12 protein-coding genes and 2 pseudogenes are annotated in these 13,897 nt (G+C 65.5%); 11 read left to right on the top strand and 3 right to left on the bottom strand.

Features of this window, described 5'->3' with window-relative positions:
- Nucleotides 1–81 precede the first annotated feature (81 nt).
- Together AB7M16_RS23075 and AB7M16_RS23080 are read right to left on the bottom strand one after the other, a co-directional pair.
- Nucleotides 82–1,878, bottom strand: coding sequence for a glucan ABC transporter ATP-binding protein/ permease (locus AB7M16_RS23075; protein WP_172785103.1), 1,797 nt, complete (start codon nucleotides 1,876–1,878; stop codon nucleotides 82–84).
- Nucleotides 1,879–1,960: 82 nt separating this feature from the next.
- Entirely contained in the window at nucleotides 1,961–3,010 is a 1,050-nt protein-coding gene (locus AB7M16_RS23080) for an ABC transporter substrate-binding protein (protein WP_453945322.1), read from the bottom strand.
- Between the two features lie 226 nt (nucleotides 3,011–3,236).
- Between AB7M16_RS23080 and AB7M16_RS23085 the strand changes: the two genes are divergently transcribed.
- From AB7M16_RS23085 to AB7M16_RS23135, 11 genes and pseudogenes are all read left to right on the top strand, one after another.
- Complete coding sequence (locus tag AB7M16_RS23085) at nucleotides 3,237–3,596, top strand: hypothetical protein (RefSeq protein WP_172785101.1); 360 nt, start codon at nucleotides 3,237–3,239, stop codon at nucleotides 3,594–3,596.
- A gap of 118 nt (nucleotides 3,597–3,714) precedes the next feature.
- A complete protein-coding gene (hisE, locus tag AB7M16_RS23090) occupies nucleotides 3,715–4,119 on the top strand; it encodes a phosphoribosyl-ATP diphosphatase (RefSeq protein ID WP_172785232.1) in 405 nt (134 codons plus the stop codon).
- A 67-nt stretch (nucleotides 4,120–4,186) separates the two neighbouring features.
- On the top strand, nucleotides 4,187–4,768 hold the full coding sequence (locus AB7M16_RS23095) for a YqaA family protein (protein WP_246570560.1): 582 nt from the start codon (nucleotides 4,187–4,189) through the stop codon (nucleotides 4,766–4,768).
- A gap of 45 nt (nucleotides 4,769–4,813) precedes the next feature.
- The gene (locus tag AB7M16_RS23100) at nucleotides 4,814–5,353 is read left to right on the top strand and encodes a hypothetical protein (protein WP_439365602.1); all 540 of its coding nucleotides are present in this window, start codon (nucleotides 4,814–4,816) and stop codon (nucleotides 5,351–5,353) included.
- Nucleotides 5,354–5,383: 30 nt separating this feature from the next.
- A pseudogene (locus tag AB7M16_RS23105) lies at nucleotides 5,384–6,786 on the top strand (aspartate ammonia-lyase).
- A gap of 267 nt (nucleotides 6,787–7,053) precedes the next feature.
- On the top strand, nucleotides 7,054–8,022 hold the full coding sequence (locus AB7M16_RS23110; protein WP_172785097.1) for an NAD(P)H-dependent flavin oxidoreductase: 969 nt from the start codon (nucleotides 7,054–7,056) through the stop codon (nucleotides 8,020–8,022).
- 22 nt (nucleotides 8,023–8,044) lie between these two features.
- Complete coding sequence (locus AB7M16_RS23115; RefSeq protein ID WP_212254036.1) at nucleotides 8,045–8,818, top strand: thioesterase family protein; 774 nt, start codon at nucleotides 8,045–8,047, stop codon at nucleotides 8,816–8,818.
- 448 nt (nucleotides 8,819–9,266) lie between these two features.
- Complete coding sequence (locus AB7M16_RS23120) at nucleotides 9,267–10,232, top strand: NAD(P)H-dependent flavin oxidoreductase (RefSeq protein WP_453945323.1); 966 nt, start codon at nucleotides 9,267–9,269, stop codon at nucleotides 10,230–10,232.
- Nucleotides 10,233–10,366: 134 nt separating this feature from the next.
- Nucleotides 10,367–10,616, top strand: a pseudogene (locus tag AB7M16_RS23125) (hypothetical protein).
- A 132-nt stretch (nucleotides 10,617–10,748) separates the two neighbouring features.
- Complete coding sequence (locus AB7M16_RS23130; protein WP_453945324.1) at nucleotides 10,749–11,462, top strand: hypothetical protein; 714 nt, start codon at nucleotides 10,749–10,751, stop codon at nucleotides 11,460–11,462.
- A gap of 89 nt (nucleotides 11,463–11,551) precedes the next feature.
- Nucleotides 11,552–12,250 (top strand): hypothetical protein, encoded by a 699-nt coding sequence (locus tag AB7M16_RS23135; RefSeq protein ID WP_453945325.1) that lies wholly within the window; start codon nucleotides 11,552–11,554, stop codon nucleotides 12,248–12,250.
- Nucleotides 12,251–12,253: 3 nt separating this feature from the next.
- Here AB7M16_RS23135 and AB7M16_RS23140 read toward each other — a convergent pair whose 3' ends face one another.
- The gene (locus tag AB7M16_RS23140) at nucleotides 12,254–13,834 is read right to left on the bottom strand and encodes a GMC family oxidoreductase (RefSeq protein WP_453945326.1); all 1,581 of its coding nucleotides are present in this window, start codon (nucleotides 13,832–13,834) and stop codon (nucleotides 12,254–12,256) included.
- Nucleotides 13,835–13,897: the final 63 nt, after the last annotated feature.

A 13,897-nucleotide genomic window follows, 5' to 3' on the forward strand; every position in this document is an offset into this window, starting at 1 on the left:
GCTGGTGCGTCGAGAATAGGGGCTTCGGGCGGGTATTCCGCAACGAAGTAGGCCGAATTTCGACGGTCCTCTCGGGACTTGCTAGGGGGATTTGGCAGCTGTCGCGGCAGCCTCGGCGGCCGTCACGCTGGCCCGTGCGTTCTCCTGCACCATGAACTGGGCCTTGGCCATCTCGGCAAAATGGCCGCCTTTAGCCACGAGTTCCTCGAAAGTTCCGGTTTCGATCACGCGTCCATTCTCGAACACCAGGATCCGGGTGGCGTTGCGGATGGTGGAGAGGCGATGGGCGATCACGAAGGTGGTGCGGCCCCTCATCACTTCGTCGAGAGCGGCATTCACCTTGACCTCGGTGACGGCGTCGAGCGCGGAGGTCGCCTCGTCCAGGATCAGGATCGGCGGGTCCTTCAGCAGGGCGCGGGCGATCGACAGCCGCTGCCGTTCGCCGCCGGAGAGCATGCGGCCGCGCTCGCCGGCATTGGTCTCGAAACCGCCGCTGCGCTCGATGAATTCCAGCGCCTGCGCGCGCTCCGCCGCCTTGCGCATCTCGGCCTCGGTCGCATCCGGCTTGCCAACGCGCAAATTCTCCGCGATCGAGCGGTTGAACAGCAGTGCTTCCTGGAACACCACGCCGATGTTCCGCCGCAGCGAGGTCAGCGTGACGCCGCGCACGTCCATGCCGTCGATCTTGATGACGCCGGATTGTGGATCGAAGGCGCGATGCAGGAGCGCAATCGCGGTCGACTTGCCTGCCCCTGTCGGGCCGACCAGCGCGATGGTCTGGCCCGGCAGCGCGGTGAAGGTGAGGTCCTCGATCGCCGGCCGCTTGCCGTCATAGGAGAACGTGACGTCGTTGAATTCGACGAGGCCCGACAGCCTGCCGGCATCGATTGCGTCGGGCCGGTCGTGCACCGCGGGCACGGCGTCGAGCACATTGAAGAACTCGCGCAGGCGCGGGGCTTCCATGAACACGCTGTTGATGAAGCTCACCACCTGCTCGAGCTTCTGGATCAGCAGCGTCGCGAAGCTCACGAACATCACGATCTCGCCGACCGAGGTCAGGCCCTGGTCGTGCAGCGCGATGCCGAGGGTGAAGATCGCCAGCACCGTGATGGTGGTGGACGCGCGCGTGATCACCGTGACCAGCGCCCACCACGACAGCACCGGCATCTGCGCGGCCAGCAGCTCGTCGGCGACCGAGCGCAGTCCTTTGACCTCGGATTCGACGCGCACGAAGCTCTGCACCAGCGCGACGTTGCCGAGCGCGTCCGACGCGCGCGCGGAGAGCTCGCTGTAATGCTCCTCGACCTCCATTTGCATGCCGAAGGTCTTGCGCACAACGAAGGTGGTCAGGCCAGTGAAGACGATGCAGAGCACGAACAAGAGGATCGCCAGCCGCCAGTTCAGGTAGAGCGACAGCGGCAGCAGCACCAGGACCGAAAGGATCGCGGCAAAATGCTCGCGGAAGAAGCCGAGCCACAGCCGCCACAGCGCGTCCGTGCCGTTGAGCATGACCTTCATCAGCCGGCCGGAATGGGTGCCGGAGTGGAAGGTCAACGGCAGCTGCAGGATGTGCTCGAAATAATCGGTCAGCACCGCCTGGCGCTGGCGATGCGAGAGCCGGTCGGCCTGCAAGGCCACCAGCGCGCTGCAGACGATGGTGAACAGCCCGAACGCGACCCAGGCGGCCAGGAACGGCCAGGCCGAGCTCGAGCCGGCCACGGCCTTGCCCGAGAGCACGTCGACGATCCGGCCGAACAGCACCGGCTCGGCGAACTGCGATCCCGCCAGCAGGAGGTTGGCGACCGCGAGCACCCAGCCGAGCCGCGCCTCCTTGCCGAGCAGCTCGAGAACGCGGGTGTAGAGACGGAGAATGGACATGTGGGCGAGGGACTCGGCGACGAGGGAGCCCACATTCTAAGCAGGGACCGCCGCGAGATACAGCGCAAGCTTGCAGTTTTGCTCAGTTGATCAGCCGCTCTGCCAGCGGCGGCAGGAACTGGTCGTCGAAGACGTCGCGAGCCGTCGGCCGTTTGCGGAATTTGAAGTCCTGCGCGATCTGATCGATCGAGCGCTCCAGGCGCGCCGGCTCGACGCCGCCGACGCCGTTGCGCTTGACCTCCTCGGTCAGGATGTTGTCGGCAAGGACGGCGCGCAAGCGCTCCAGCTCCAGATTGCGGTCGCCGTCGTCGATGCGGCTCGCGGCCTGCTCCGCCGCCCGCGCCGGCTCCCTGGCCGTCGCTTTGATGCCCGCGATCAAGGCGCGGACGAAGCCCCTCACGGCATCCGGCTTCAACGCGGCGAAGGCGGTGTTGGCCACCACGGCAAAGCCGTAGGCTTCGCAGCCGTAATCCGCATAGCGCAGCACGACGAGATCGGCTTCGGGCACGCCGCGATCGCGCAGGTTCACCGCCGAGAGGTAGCTGAAGCCGGCGACGGCATCGACTTGTCCTGCGGACAGGATCGGCTCGCGCACCGCGGCGCCGATCTTGTGGAATTTGACGTGCGATGCCTTGATGCCGTTCTGCTGCGCCAGTGCCGGCCACAGCCGCATCGATAGATCGCCGTCGGCAACGCCGACGGTCTTGCCGTCGAGATCGGGCAGGACGCGGACACCGCGGCTCCTGCGCGCGACGATCGCGTAAGGCGCGCGGTCGAACAGCACGAACACGGCCTTGACCGGCGCCGCATCGTCCTTGTCACGAAACCGGATCAGCTCGTTGATGTCAACGAGCGCAAGCTCGCTGTCGCCTTTGGCGAGTCGTGCGAGCGCCTCCGGCGATCCGCTCGCGCTGTTGAAGGAGACGTTGAGACGCTCGGCGCCGAACCTGCCGTCCTTCGCCGCAAGGAAGAACGGCGCCATGCTCGCATCGATGGGACGGTCGAAGGTGAAATGGATGGCAGTCGAGGGAGCGCCGCTCTCGGCCGCAATGGCCTTGCGCACACTCAATGCGGCGAACGGGATTGCAAGGGCCAGCAGGCACTGAAGGGCGATCGTCTTGAATCCGGACATCGGTCGCGCCGGCCCCGCATTGTTATGGTTTCGTGACGGCTTGCAGCGCCGGCCCGCGACGAGCGTGCGCGCGCGAACATGAACGGTGGATGAGCGGGCTTGCGGCATCGTTACGCAACCCCGTTCAGCTTGTGTTGGGGTTGGGGAACCTACTTAGGGGGCGAGTGTTTGACAGACATCAGCCTGTCGTCAGGCACAATCCGAGGTCCCAAGGAGGGTCCAGATCATGTTTGACAGCTTTTCGAAGTTCGTCGGCCGCAAGGCCGTTCTTGCCACGGCTGCCGTGGTGGCCCTGACCGCCGCTGCCCCCAGCGCCTCCTACGCGGGCGGCCGTCATTGGCATGGTGGTGGTGGCGGCGCCGCTGCTGCCGCGATGTTCGGCCTGGCCGCGACCGGCCTCGCGATCGCAGCCAGCCGCAATGCCTACGCCTATGATCCGGGTCCGGGTTACTATTACGAGGGCGGCCCGGTCTATTACAGCAGCCCCGGCTATGGTCCCTATTATTACGACTCCGGCAACCGCTACACCTATGGCGGCTACAAAAACCCCTGCGCCCACGGCTATTCCGGCTATAGCTGCTATTAACCGATCGGCCATACGTCATCGGCGAACAGGCCGTCGCGCTTGCCGCGGCGGCTTGTTTTTTGCTTATATTGCCGCGTGTTAACACGCCGGCCATTTGTTTCGAGTAGTTTTGAGTACCATGAGTGATTCGCTTGAGCGGCTATATCTGGCTGTGCTCGCGGCCAGAGATCTTGATCCGGCAACATCGCGCACAGCCCGGCTGTTTCAGCGTGGGCCCTCAAAAATGGCGAAGAAACTGGCCGAAGAAGCGATCGAGGTCGTCATCGATGCGGTCAATGGCGATAGTGAGGCCGTGATCCGGGAAAGCGCCGACCTGCTCTACAATCTCACCGTGCTGTGGGCGTCGGCCGGAGTACGCCCCGAGGACGTCTGGCGGGAAATGACGCGGCGGGAGGACATGCTCGGTATTGCCGAGAAACTGCCGAAGACGCCGGCGAAATTGCCCAAAGTCGCGTCACCGCGCATGGCCTCGCGGCGGCCTATTGTCGCGCTCGACGGCCGCGCCGCGCGCAAGCGCCACTGAAAACGTCACAAATCGCCCAAAAACTGGCGATGGACAAATCCGTCCCATGGTGCTTCATCGCGGCGCCATGCTGAAACGTATCTACGACTGGTGCATCGACGCCGCCCACAAGCCCTACGCGCTCTGGATCATGGGCATCGTGTCTTTCGCCGAAAGCTCCTTCTTTCCGGTCCCGCCGGATGTGATGCTGATCCCGATGTCGCTGGCGCGCCCGCAGCGCGCCTGGGTGTATGCAACGGTCTGTACCATCACCTCGGTGATCGGCGGCGTCGTCGGCTATGCCATCGGCGCGCTGCTGTTCGACTCGGTCGGCCAGTGGCTGATCCAGGTCTACGGCCTCGGTGACAAGGTCGACGCCTTCAGGGCCTCCTACGCTGAATGGGGGGCGGTGATCATCCTGCTCAAGGGGTTGACGCCGATCCCCTACAAGCTCGTCACTATCACCTCGGGCTTTGCCGGCTACAACATCATCCTGTTCATCCTGTGCTCGATCGTCGCGCGCGGCGGGCGCTTCTTCGTCGTCGCGATCCTGCTCAACCGCTATGGCGACTGGATCCGGGTTCGGATCGAGAAGCATCTCGGTCTCTGGGTTGCGATCGGCGCCGCGGTGCTGGTGCTCGGCTTCGTCATCGCCGTCAAGCTGATCTAGGGCGGCGGCTTTGCCGCCGCGCCGGCTTCGGTTACGGTTGCCGTCATGATGGTTCGATCCGGCAATCCGGCCGCACGGTCTGGGACGCTGATGTCAGCTGCGCTGCTGCTCCTTCTCGCGGCCGGCGGAACAGCCCGGCCGCAATCCGCCCCGCCGACGCTCGGCCTTCGGGAGCAGGGGGCGCAGGCCGCCCCGCCGCCGTCGACGCCCGCTCCATCGGCGCCGCCGGCAGCTGAGGAGAATCCCGGGCTGATCAACGAAATGGGCAAGCTGTTCGACAAGCTGCCCTCGATCCTGCCGCCGATCAAAAGCCCCAGCGAAACCATGGACGACCTGTCGCGGCTGGCCAAGCCCTCGACCATGGTGTCGGGGCGCGTGATCTGCCCGGTCTCTGCGAACGGCGCACCCGACTGCAAGCAGGCGGCCGACCAGCTCTGCCAGGGCAAGGGCTACAAGGAAGGCAAGAGCCTGAACGCCGATTCCGCGGAAAAATGCTCCGCCAAGGTCCTGATCCCCGGCCGGCAACGCAAACCGGACGACTGCCGCACCGACACTTTCGTGACCAGCGCGCTGTGCCAGAACTGAAGGCCCTCGCGCGAGAACCAAGGAGCGCCCATGAGCCGTACGGAGCAGGACTTCCTCGGACAGCGTGAGATCGCCGACGACATCTATTACGGCGTCCAGACCATCCGGGGTAAGGAGAACTTCCACATCACCGGCATTCCGATGAACCAGGAGCCTTACTTCGTGAAGGCGCTCGGTTACGTCAAGAAGGCCGCCGCGATGGCCAATCGCGACCTCGGCGCGATCGACGCCAAGGTCGCAGACGCCATCATCCTCGGCTGCGACCGCGTCATCGCCGGCGACATGATGGATCAGTTCGTCACCGATTTCATCCAGGGCGGCGCCGGCACGTCGACCAACATGAACGCCAACGAGGTGATCGCGAACCTCGCGCTGGAATCGCTCGGCTTTGCCAAGGGCGACTACCAGCACGTCAGTCCGAACGATCACGTCAATTACGGCCAGTCCACCAACGACACCTATCCGACCGCCTTTCGCCTCGCCCTGATCCTGCGGCTCGAGAGCTACATGACGGCGTTGCGCCAGCTCCAGGAAGCCTTTTTCGCCAAGGGGCGCGAGTTCGACCGGGTGCTGAAGATGGGCCGCACGCATCTGCAGGATGCGGTGCCGATGTCGCTCGGCGCGGAATTCCGGGGCTGGGGCACCACGATCGGCGAGGAGGTCGACCGTATCTCGGAAGCGCGCGCGCTGCTGCGCGAGATCAATCTCGGCGCGACCGCGCGATCGGCACCTCCGTCACTGCGGCGGTCGGTTATCCCAAGCTCGCCGTCCGCCACCTCAGCGCGCTCACGGGCGTCGATTTCATCCTCGCCGGCGATCTCGTGGAGGCGACCTCCGACACCGGCGCCTATGTGCAGCTCTCCGGCGTGTTGAAGCGCACCGCGAGCAAGCTGACCAAGATCTGCAACGACATGCGCCTGCTCGCCTCGGGCCCGCGCGCCGGCTTCAACGAGATCAACCTGCCGCAGCTGCAGCCGGGCTCCTCGATCATGCCGGGCAAAGTCAACCCTGTGATCCCCGAGGTCGTCAATCAGACCAGCTTCCTCGTGATCGGCCTCGACACCACGGTGACGCTGGCGGCAAGCGCCGGCCAGCTTCAGCTCAACGTGATGGAGCCGGTGATCTCGTTCGCGCTGTTCTTTTCGATTCGCACCATGGAGCGCGCGGTCAACAGCCTGCGCGAGAATTGCGTCGTCGGCATCACCGCCAACGAGGAGCACACCCGCAACATGGTGCTGAACTCGCTCGGCATCGTCACGGTGCTGAAGCCGCTGCTCGGCTACAAGCAATGCGCCGAGATCGCGCGCGAGGGCTACAAGAGCGGCAAGTCGCTGCACCAGATCGTGGTGGTCGAGCGCAAGCTGCTGACGCAGGAGAAGTGGGACGAGATGTTCTCGTTCGAGCGGCTGATCAATCCGGATCTGATCGGGTAGGGTGTCATCTGCAGCTCTCGCCGCGTCATTGCGAGGAGCCCTTGCGACGAAGCAATCCAGACCGTCTCCGCGGATACATTTCTGGATTGCTTCGCTTCGCTCGCAATGACGGGCTGGTAGACCTGGAAGGCCCGAATTCCGCTGCTTGGAATTGCGGTGGCCGCATCGGACACGGCGCCAAACGCAATACTTGACAGTGGAAAGATTGCCTTGTTGGTATGGCTACCAGCTTTCAATTCGACCGGCCAACAAAGGATCGTTCCGCAAATGTCCATGCCTGCCTTGTTCAAGGGGCGCCTGTCGATCCCCGTGATCGGCTCGCCGCTCTTCATCATCTCGGTGCCCGATCTGGTGATCGCGCAGTGCAAGGCGGGGGTGGTCGGCTCGTTTCCGTCGCTGAACGCGCGGCCGCCGGAGCTGCTCGACGAATGGCTGGCGCGGATCACCGAAGAGCTCGCGGCCTATGACCGCGCCCATCCCGACAAGCCGTCGGCGCCGTTCGCGGTCAACCAGATCGTGCACAAGTCGAACAACCGGCTCGATCACGACATGCAGCTCTGCGCCAAGTACAAGGTGCCGATGATCATCTCCTCGCTCGGCGCCCGCGAGGAGCTGAACCAGGCCGTGCACGGCTGGGGCGGCATCGTCTTCCACGACGTGATCAACCAGAAATTCGCGCACAAGGCGATCGAGAAGGGGGCCGACGGCCTGATCCTGGTCGCGGCCGGCGCCGGCGGCCATGCCGGTACCATCTCGCCGCTGGCCTTCGTGGCCGAGACGCGCAAGTGGTTCGACGGACCGATCGCGCTGTCGGGGGCGATCGGCAACGGCAAGGCGATCCGCGCCGCGCGCATCTTGGGGGCCGACTTCGCCTATATCGGCTCGGCCTTCATCGCGACCAAGGAGGCCAATGCGGTCGAGAAGTACAAGGAGATGATCGCGGGCTCGAGTGCCGACGACATCGTCTATTCCAATCTCTTCACCGGCGTGCACGGCAATTATCTGAAGCCCTCGATCCTGGCCGCAGGCATGGACCCGGAAAACCTGCCGACGTCCGATCCCTCCAAGATGAACTTCGGCACCGACGCCTCAGGCGAGCGCGCTAAGCCGAAGGCCTGGAAGGAGATCTGGGGAAGCGGCCAGGGCATCGGCAGCGTCGAGGGCATCGTGCCCGCCGCCGAGCTGATCGCGCGCTTCAAGAAGGAATACGACGAAGCGATCGATCCGCCGCTGTGATCGCTCCCGGATCGAGTGCAGCATGACCGCCATCTACCGCGTCGACGGCAACAACGTCGTCACCAGCCCCGATGCGGCCGGCCCCTGGGACCGGCGCATGCAGCACGGCTCGGCACCGGCATCGCTGGTGACGTGGGCGGCTGAGCGCATCCCGACGGCGGTGCCGATGGACGTCGCGCGCGTGACCATCGATCTGATGCGCCCGGTGCCGGTGGCGCCGCTCACGATCGCGACCGAGGTCTTGCGCGAGGGCCGCAAGATCCAGCTCTGCGGAATCAAGCTGCTCGCCGATGGCGTGCAGGTGGTCGGCGCCACCGTGCTGAAGATCAGGCGCCAGGAGCTGACGCTGCCGGACGAGGTCGAGGAGCTGCCGGTCACGTTGCCCGCGCCGGAGGATTCATTGGTCGAGGACGGACACGCCGCCACCAGCCCGTTCGTGCGATCGGTCTCGATGCGCGCCGCGCGCGGCCGCTTCGGCCAGGCCGGCGCCGGTGCGATCTGGTTTCGCGTCGACCATCCGCTGATCGAAGGCGAGGCCATCTCGCAGGCGATGCGCGCCGTGGTCGCTGCCGACTTTTCCAACGGCACCGCCTCGACGCTCGACTTTCGCGCCTGGACCTACATCAACGCCGACCTCACCGTGAGCTTTGCGCGCCAGCCGGTCGGCGAGTGGATCCTGCTCGATGGCGATTCCTGGATCGGCCCCGACGGCGCGGGCCTTGCGATGTCGCGCCTCGCCGACCGTCAGGGCTATTTCGGCCGCGCGGTGCAGAGTCTGGTGATCGAGAAGCGGTGAGCGTCACGGCGGGGCCGCGATCGCTCCTTCCGAATGAACGGCAGGCTTCCGCCGCCGCGGAAGGGATGCTCGGCATCCTGCCAGTTCACACACCGTAGAAGATCTTGATCCCCCACAGCACCACGATGATAGCCGTGATCAACGTAATCGCGGCGACCGCACTTTCCAGGGAAGCGACTCTCATTTCACTCTCCGCTTCCCCAGCCCCGTCAGCGGTCTAGTTGATTCCCTGATTCGCCGGCAATTGCGCGGGCATCGTCGCCGTAGACTCCGCTGCGTGCTGTGGTGCCGGAGCAACAATGACACCGTAGAATTCCGGAGTATTTGCTCTACCATCCGGTACTGCCCGCTCCAGAAGCCGGCGCGCAGCACCTTTGTCACAAGCCGGGGACGACGCTGGCACAAAGACTGCGGGAGGACACGAAACGCCCGCGAGAGGGAGGCACGCATGCCATCGGATCGACTGCAACGCTTCCGCGATCGTCTCGCGCTGCCGCTGATCGCGGCGCCGATGTTTCTGGTCTCAGGCGTCGAGCTCACGGTCGCGGCCTGCCGCAACGGGGTGATCGGCAGCTTCCCCACGGCGAATTGCCGTGGCGCGGGCCAGCTCGATGAATGGCTGACCGCGATCGAGACGCGCTTGCGCCGGTACGAAGATCAGGCCGGCCGCAGGGCCGCGCCGCTTTGTCCGAATCTGATCGTGCACCGCTCCAATGCGCGGCTGGAGCAGGATCTTGCCGTGCTGCTGCGGCACAGGCCGGAGATCGTCATCACATCGGTCGGCTCGCCCGCGCCCGTGTTGAAGCCGCTGCACGACGCCGGAGCGCTGGTGCTGGCGGACGTCGCTTCCATCCGCCATGCCGAACGCGCGGCAGAAGCAGGCGCCGACGGGTTGGTGCTGCTCGCCGCGGGCGCGGGCGGGCAGACCGGCTGGCTCAACCCGTTCGCCTTCGTCCGCGCGGTGCGCGCGTTCTATGACGGCATCATCGTGCTCGCCGGCGGCATCGGCGACGGCTGCGCGCTGCACGCGGCAGAAGTGCTCGGCTGCGATCTCGCCTATATGGGCACCAAGTTCATCGCAACGCGCGAGAGCATGGCGGACGAGCGTCACAAGCAGATGCTGGTCGAGAGCAGCGCCGACGACATCTTGCTCACCACCGCGTTCACGGGACTTCAGACCAGCATGCTGAGGCCGTCGATCGTGGCCGTCGGGCTCGATCCCGACGATCTGCCGGCGCGCGGCGCGATCGATATCACTGAGGATATCGACGTCGCCGCGCGCGAAAGCCGTCCCAAGCGCTGGCGCGACGTCTGGAGTGGCGGGCATTCGACCTCTGGTGTCACCGAGGTGCTCGCGGTCGACGATCTCGTCGCGCGGACCGTCGCGGAATATCACCGGGCGGGTGGGCGGTAGCGTCGTCGCCTCTCCCACGGTGCATCGCACACGGTCAATCCCGCATGCCTCCAGTCCGCCCCACTTAACGGCGGATTAACCATCGCCAGCCAAGAATCCCCTCGTGGCCGCCAATCAGGACGAGAGGACAGGCGATGGACTTCAATTATCTCAACAGCAAGACGGCTGCGACCATGGACGAGATCCGCGTCCGCGTCGCCCACGCACTGGCCCGCCACCCGCTGTGCCGCAACGTCCGCTTCGACATCGTCAGCGTCCCCCAGACCCGCCGCGGCGGAAATTGGACGGTGACGCTGCAATCGGTCGAGCCGCGCGCAGTCTGGGAGGCCTCGGAGATCGTGGGCCGACATCCAGGACGCCTATGATCTTGCGGCGGCGGCCTGATTTCGCTGGGATTTCCGGGGGATGTCGCCGTAGTCCGCGCGATTGCCGCCGCATTGGCACGGTTCAGCCTTAATTATCGCCCAGTTACCGGGCAGTGATCACGTGGACTTGAAGTCGGACGCGGAGAGACGTTTGTCCAAAGCCATCACCATCGTCGCGCTGACCTGTTTCCTCGTCCTCGGCGCCGCCACAGCCGCCATCCTCGGCCGCGACAGCGTTCCCAGCGTCAGCGCCGAGATGATCGCCGAGACGCCCCCGCCCAAGCCGCTCGCGACCAACCGCGCCGCCAAGGCCGACCGCCTGGTTCCGACGCTCGCACTGGCCTCGGCCGCGATCGAGCCGGTCCAGGTCGCCGCCGACAAGCTGGCGCAGGCACCGGTCCTGACCGAGCCGCTGCGTCAGGCCTTCGCCGCCGCCACCCCCTCCGATTTCCCGATGCCGAAGGCGAGCGCGCACGAGGCCCCTGCTACTGCCGAGGTTCCGGCCGTCGAAGTTCCGGCCAAGCCGAAGGTCGTCGCCAAGCCGCAGCCGCAAAAATCCTATTCGCCGCTGTCCGACGTGCAGATCGCGGGCATCAGGGATCGCCTGAAACTCTCCTCGTCGCAGGAATATTACTGGCCGTCGGTCGAGACCGCACTGCGCAACGTTGCCCGCAAGATGCAGGCGAACAGGCTGTCGAATCCGAATGCGCCGCCCAGCGCGCAGATCGATCCGAATTGCGACGAGGTGCAGCAGCTGAAGTCGGCCGCAATGCCGCTGTTGTTCCAGCTTCGTGACGACCAGAAGGAAGAAGTGCGCAAGCTCGCCCGCCTGATCGGGCTCGAGAAGGTCGCACAGCAGATCTGAACCACGCGGTTCCTCATCGAGGAGCCGCGGCCATCAGGAACATCTGGCAATCCCCACGCGTTGCCCGCTCCAAAAGAGGGAGTGGATGAATGCGCGCCTCGACAGCCTATTTTGTCGGTGCCGGAACCATCATCGGGGCCATCGCCATTGGTCTCGGTGGCGGTATCGTGGCCGGCAACATCATGAATCCCGTGGCGTCCAAGCAGGGGCCGGACACCAGCAAGGTGGCGCAGCGCACGGCGACATCAGCTGCGGCGACGACGAACGCTCCTTCCGAGCGCGTGAACTATCTCACCGGTTCGCAAGCCTTCGGCACGATGATCGCAGCGCCGGCGCAGGCCGAAGCAAAGCCTGAAGCCGCAAAGCCCGACACGCAAGCCACGCAGGCAAATGCTGCGCCGGCGGCGCCGCAGCCCTCGCAAGCCGCCGCCGTCGAGCCGCCCAAGGAGCCGCCCAAGCCCGCCGCTGCATCGTCGCCACTGGCTGCAAAGCCTGCCGAGCAGCAGGCTTCGACCGAGCCGTCGTCCTCCTCGAACAACGCCTATGCCAAGGCGAGGGATTCCGACGTGAAGCGCGCCGCGTCCGAACGGCGCCGAGCCGAGCGTCGCGAGCGCTGGGCCGAGCGCCGCTATTATTACGAGTCCCGCGAGCCGCGCGGCATGCGCGACCGCACCGATTGGGATGACGTCGCACGCAACATCCGCGAGGATTCGGATGCGCGCGATGTCGGGAGCCGGCCGCGCGGCGGCTTCCCCCAGATCAAGCTGTTCGGGCCTGACGACGATTAGCGTCTAAGCCAGGATCGCCGCCGCGGCGCATTCGGCAATCAAGATCGTCGGCGTCTGGATATTGCCTGAGATCATGATCGGGATCACCGAGGCATCGGCGACATGCAGACCGTCGATGCCGCGCACCTGCAATCGTTTGGGATCGACGACAGCGAGGTCGTCCATGCCCATCCGGCAGGTCGAGGCGGCATGATAGAGCGTCGTGCAATGGCCGCGGATATAATCGGCGATCTCGGCATCGCTGATCGCCTCTGCGCTTGGCGTAACCTCGGTGTCGATCATCTCCTTGAGCGGTGATTGCGCGGCGATGCGTCGGTTGATGCGCACGCCTTCGATCATGGTCGCGATGTCGCTGCCGTTCGGGTCCGACGCGAAATAGCCGGGGTCGATCGCGGGGTCTTCGATCGGATCGGACGAGCGCAGCGTGATCTCGCCGCGGCTCTTCGGTCGCTGCAAGGTTGCATGCAGGGTGATGCCCGGCCTGGACGACAGGAAGCGGACATAGTCGCGGTGCGGGCTGATCGCGCCATAGAGCTGGAGATCGGGCTCGACGTCGGGGCGGCTGCGCACATGGGCGCCGGCGGCGACCCAGGGCGAGGTGCGGGGACCGGTGCGATGCGCCTGCCACTCTGCAAGGCTCGCCGCGAGACTTTCGTCGGTCCAGGCGCCGACGCCGATCCTCTCCTTGGTGTAGAAGGTGATGGGAATGTTGATGTGGTCCTGGAGATCCTTGCCGACGCCGGGCAGGTCATGCACGACGGCGACGCCGACCGCCTTCAATTCGTCAGCCGGCCCGACGCCTGATAGGAGGAGCTGTTGTGCCGAGCCGATGGCGCCGGAGGCGAGCACGATCTCGGTGGTGGCGAAGGCGCTCTTCAGTTCACCATTGTCGAGAAAGGTCACGCCGATCGCGCGGCCGCGCTCGATGATGACGCGTGTGACGCGTGCGCCGGTCTTCAGGACGAGATTGGGACGCGCCAGCGCCGGGCGCAGATAGGCCTTGCCGGTGCCGAAGCGCTCGCCGTCCTTGATGACGAACTGGAAGAAGCCGGCGCCTTCCTGGGTGGCGCTGTTGAAATCGGGGTTGTGCGGAAGCCCCGCGGCCTGGGCTGCCTCCAGCCATTTCAATTCGTTGGGATCGACGAAAGGGACGTCGGCAACGTGCAGCGGCCCGCTGGTGCCGTGGAAGGGATCGTCGGCGAAGCGGGCATTGTTCTCGAAGGCGATGAATTTCGGCAGCACGTCGCCCCAAGCCCAGCCTGCGCAGCCCGCCCGCGCCCATGCATCGTAATCCGACGGCAGGCCGCGGATATAAATCATCGCATTCATCGCGCCGGAGCCGCCGACCATCTTGCCGCGCGGCCAGAAGATGCGCCGTCCGCGGCAGCCTGCTTGCGGCTCGGTATGAAACCCCCAATCAACCGCCGTATTGAACATCGTCGGCCAGTCGGACGGAATGTCCGAGGCGGGCGGGGCAGCGCGACCGGCCTCCAGCACCAGAACCTTGCGATTTGGATCGGCCGACAACCGATTGGCCAGCACACAGCCGGCCGAGCCGGCGCCCACGATGATGGTGTCGTACATAGACGAGCGCTCCGCGATCATTCACGTCGCGGAGTGCTTGCAAGTTTCGTGCTTTGCCGATCG

It is taken from the genome of Bradyrhizobium sp. USDA 372, assembly GCF_053629095.1.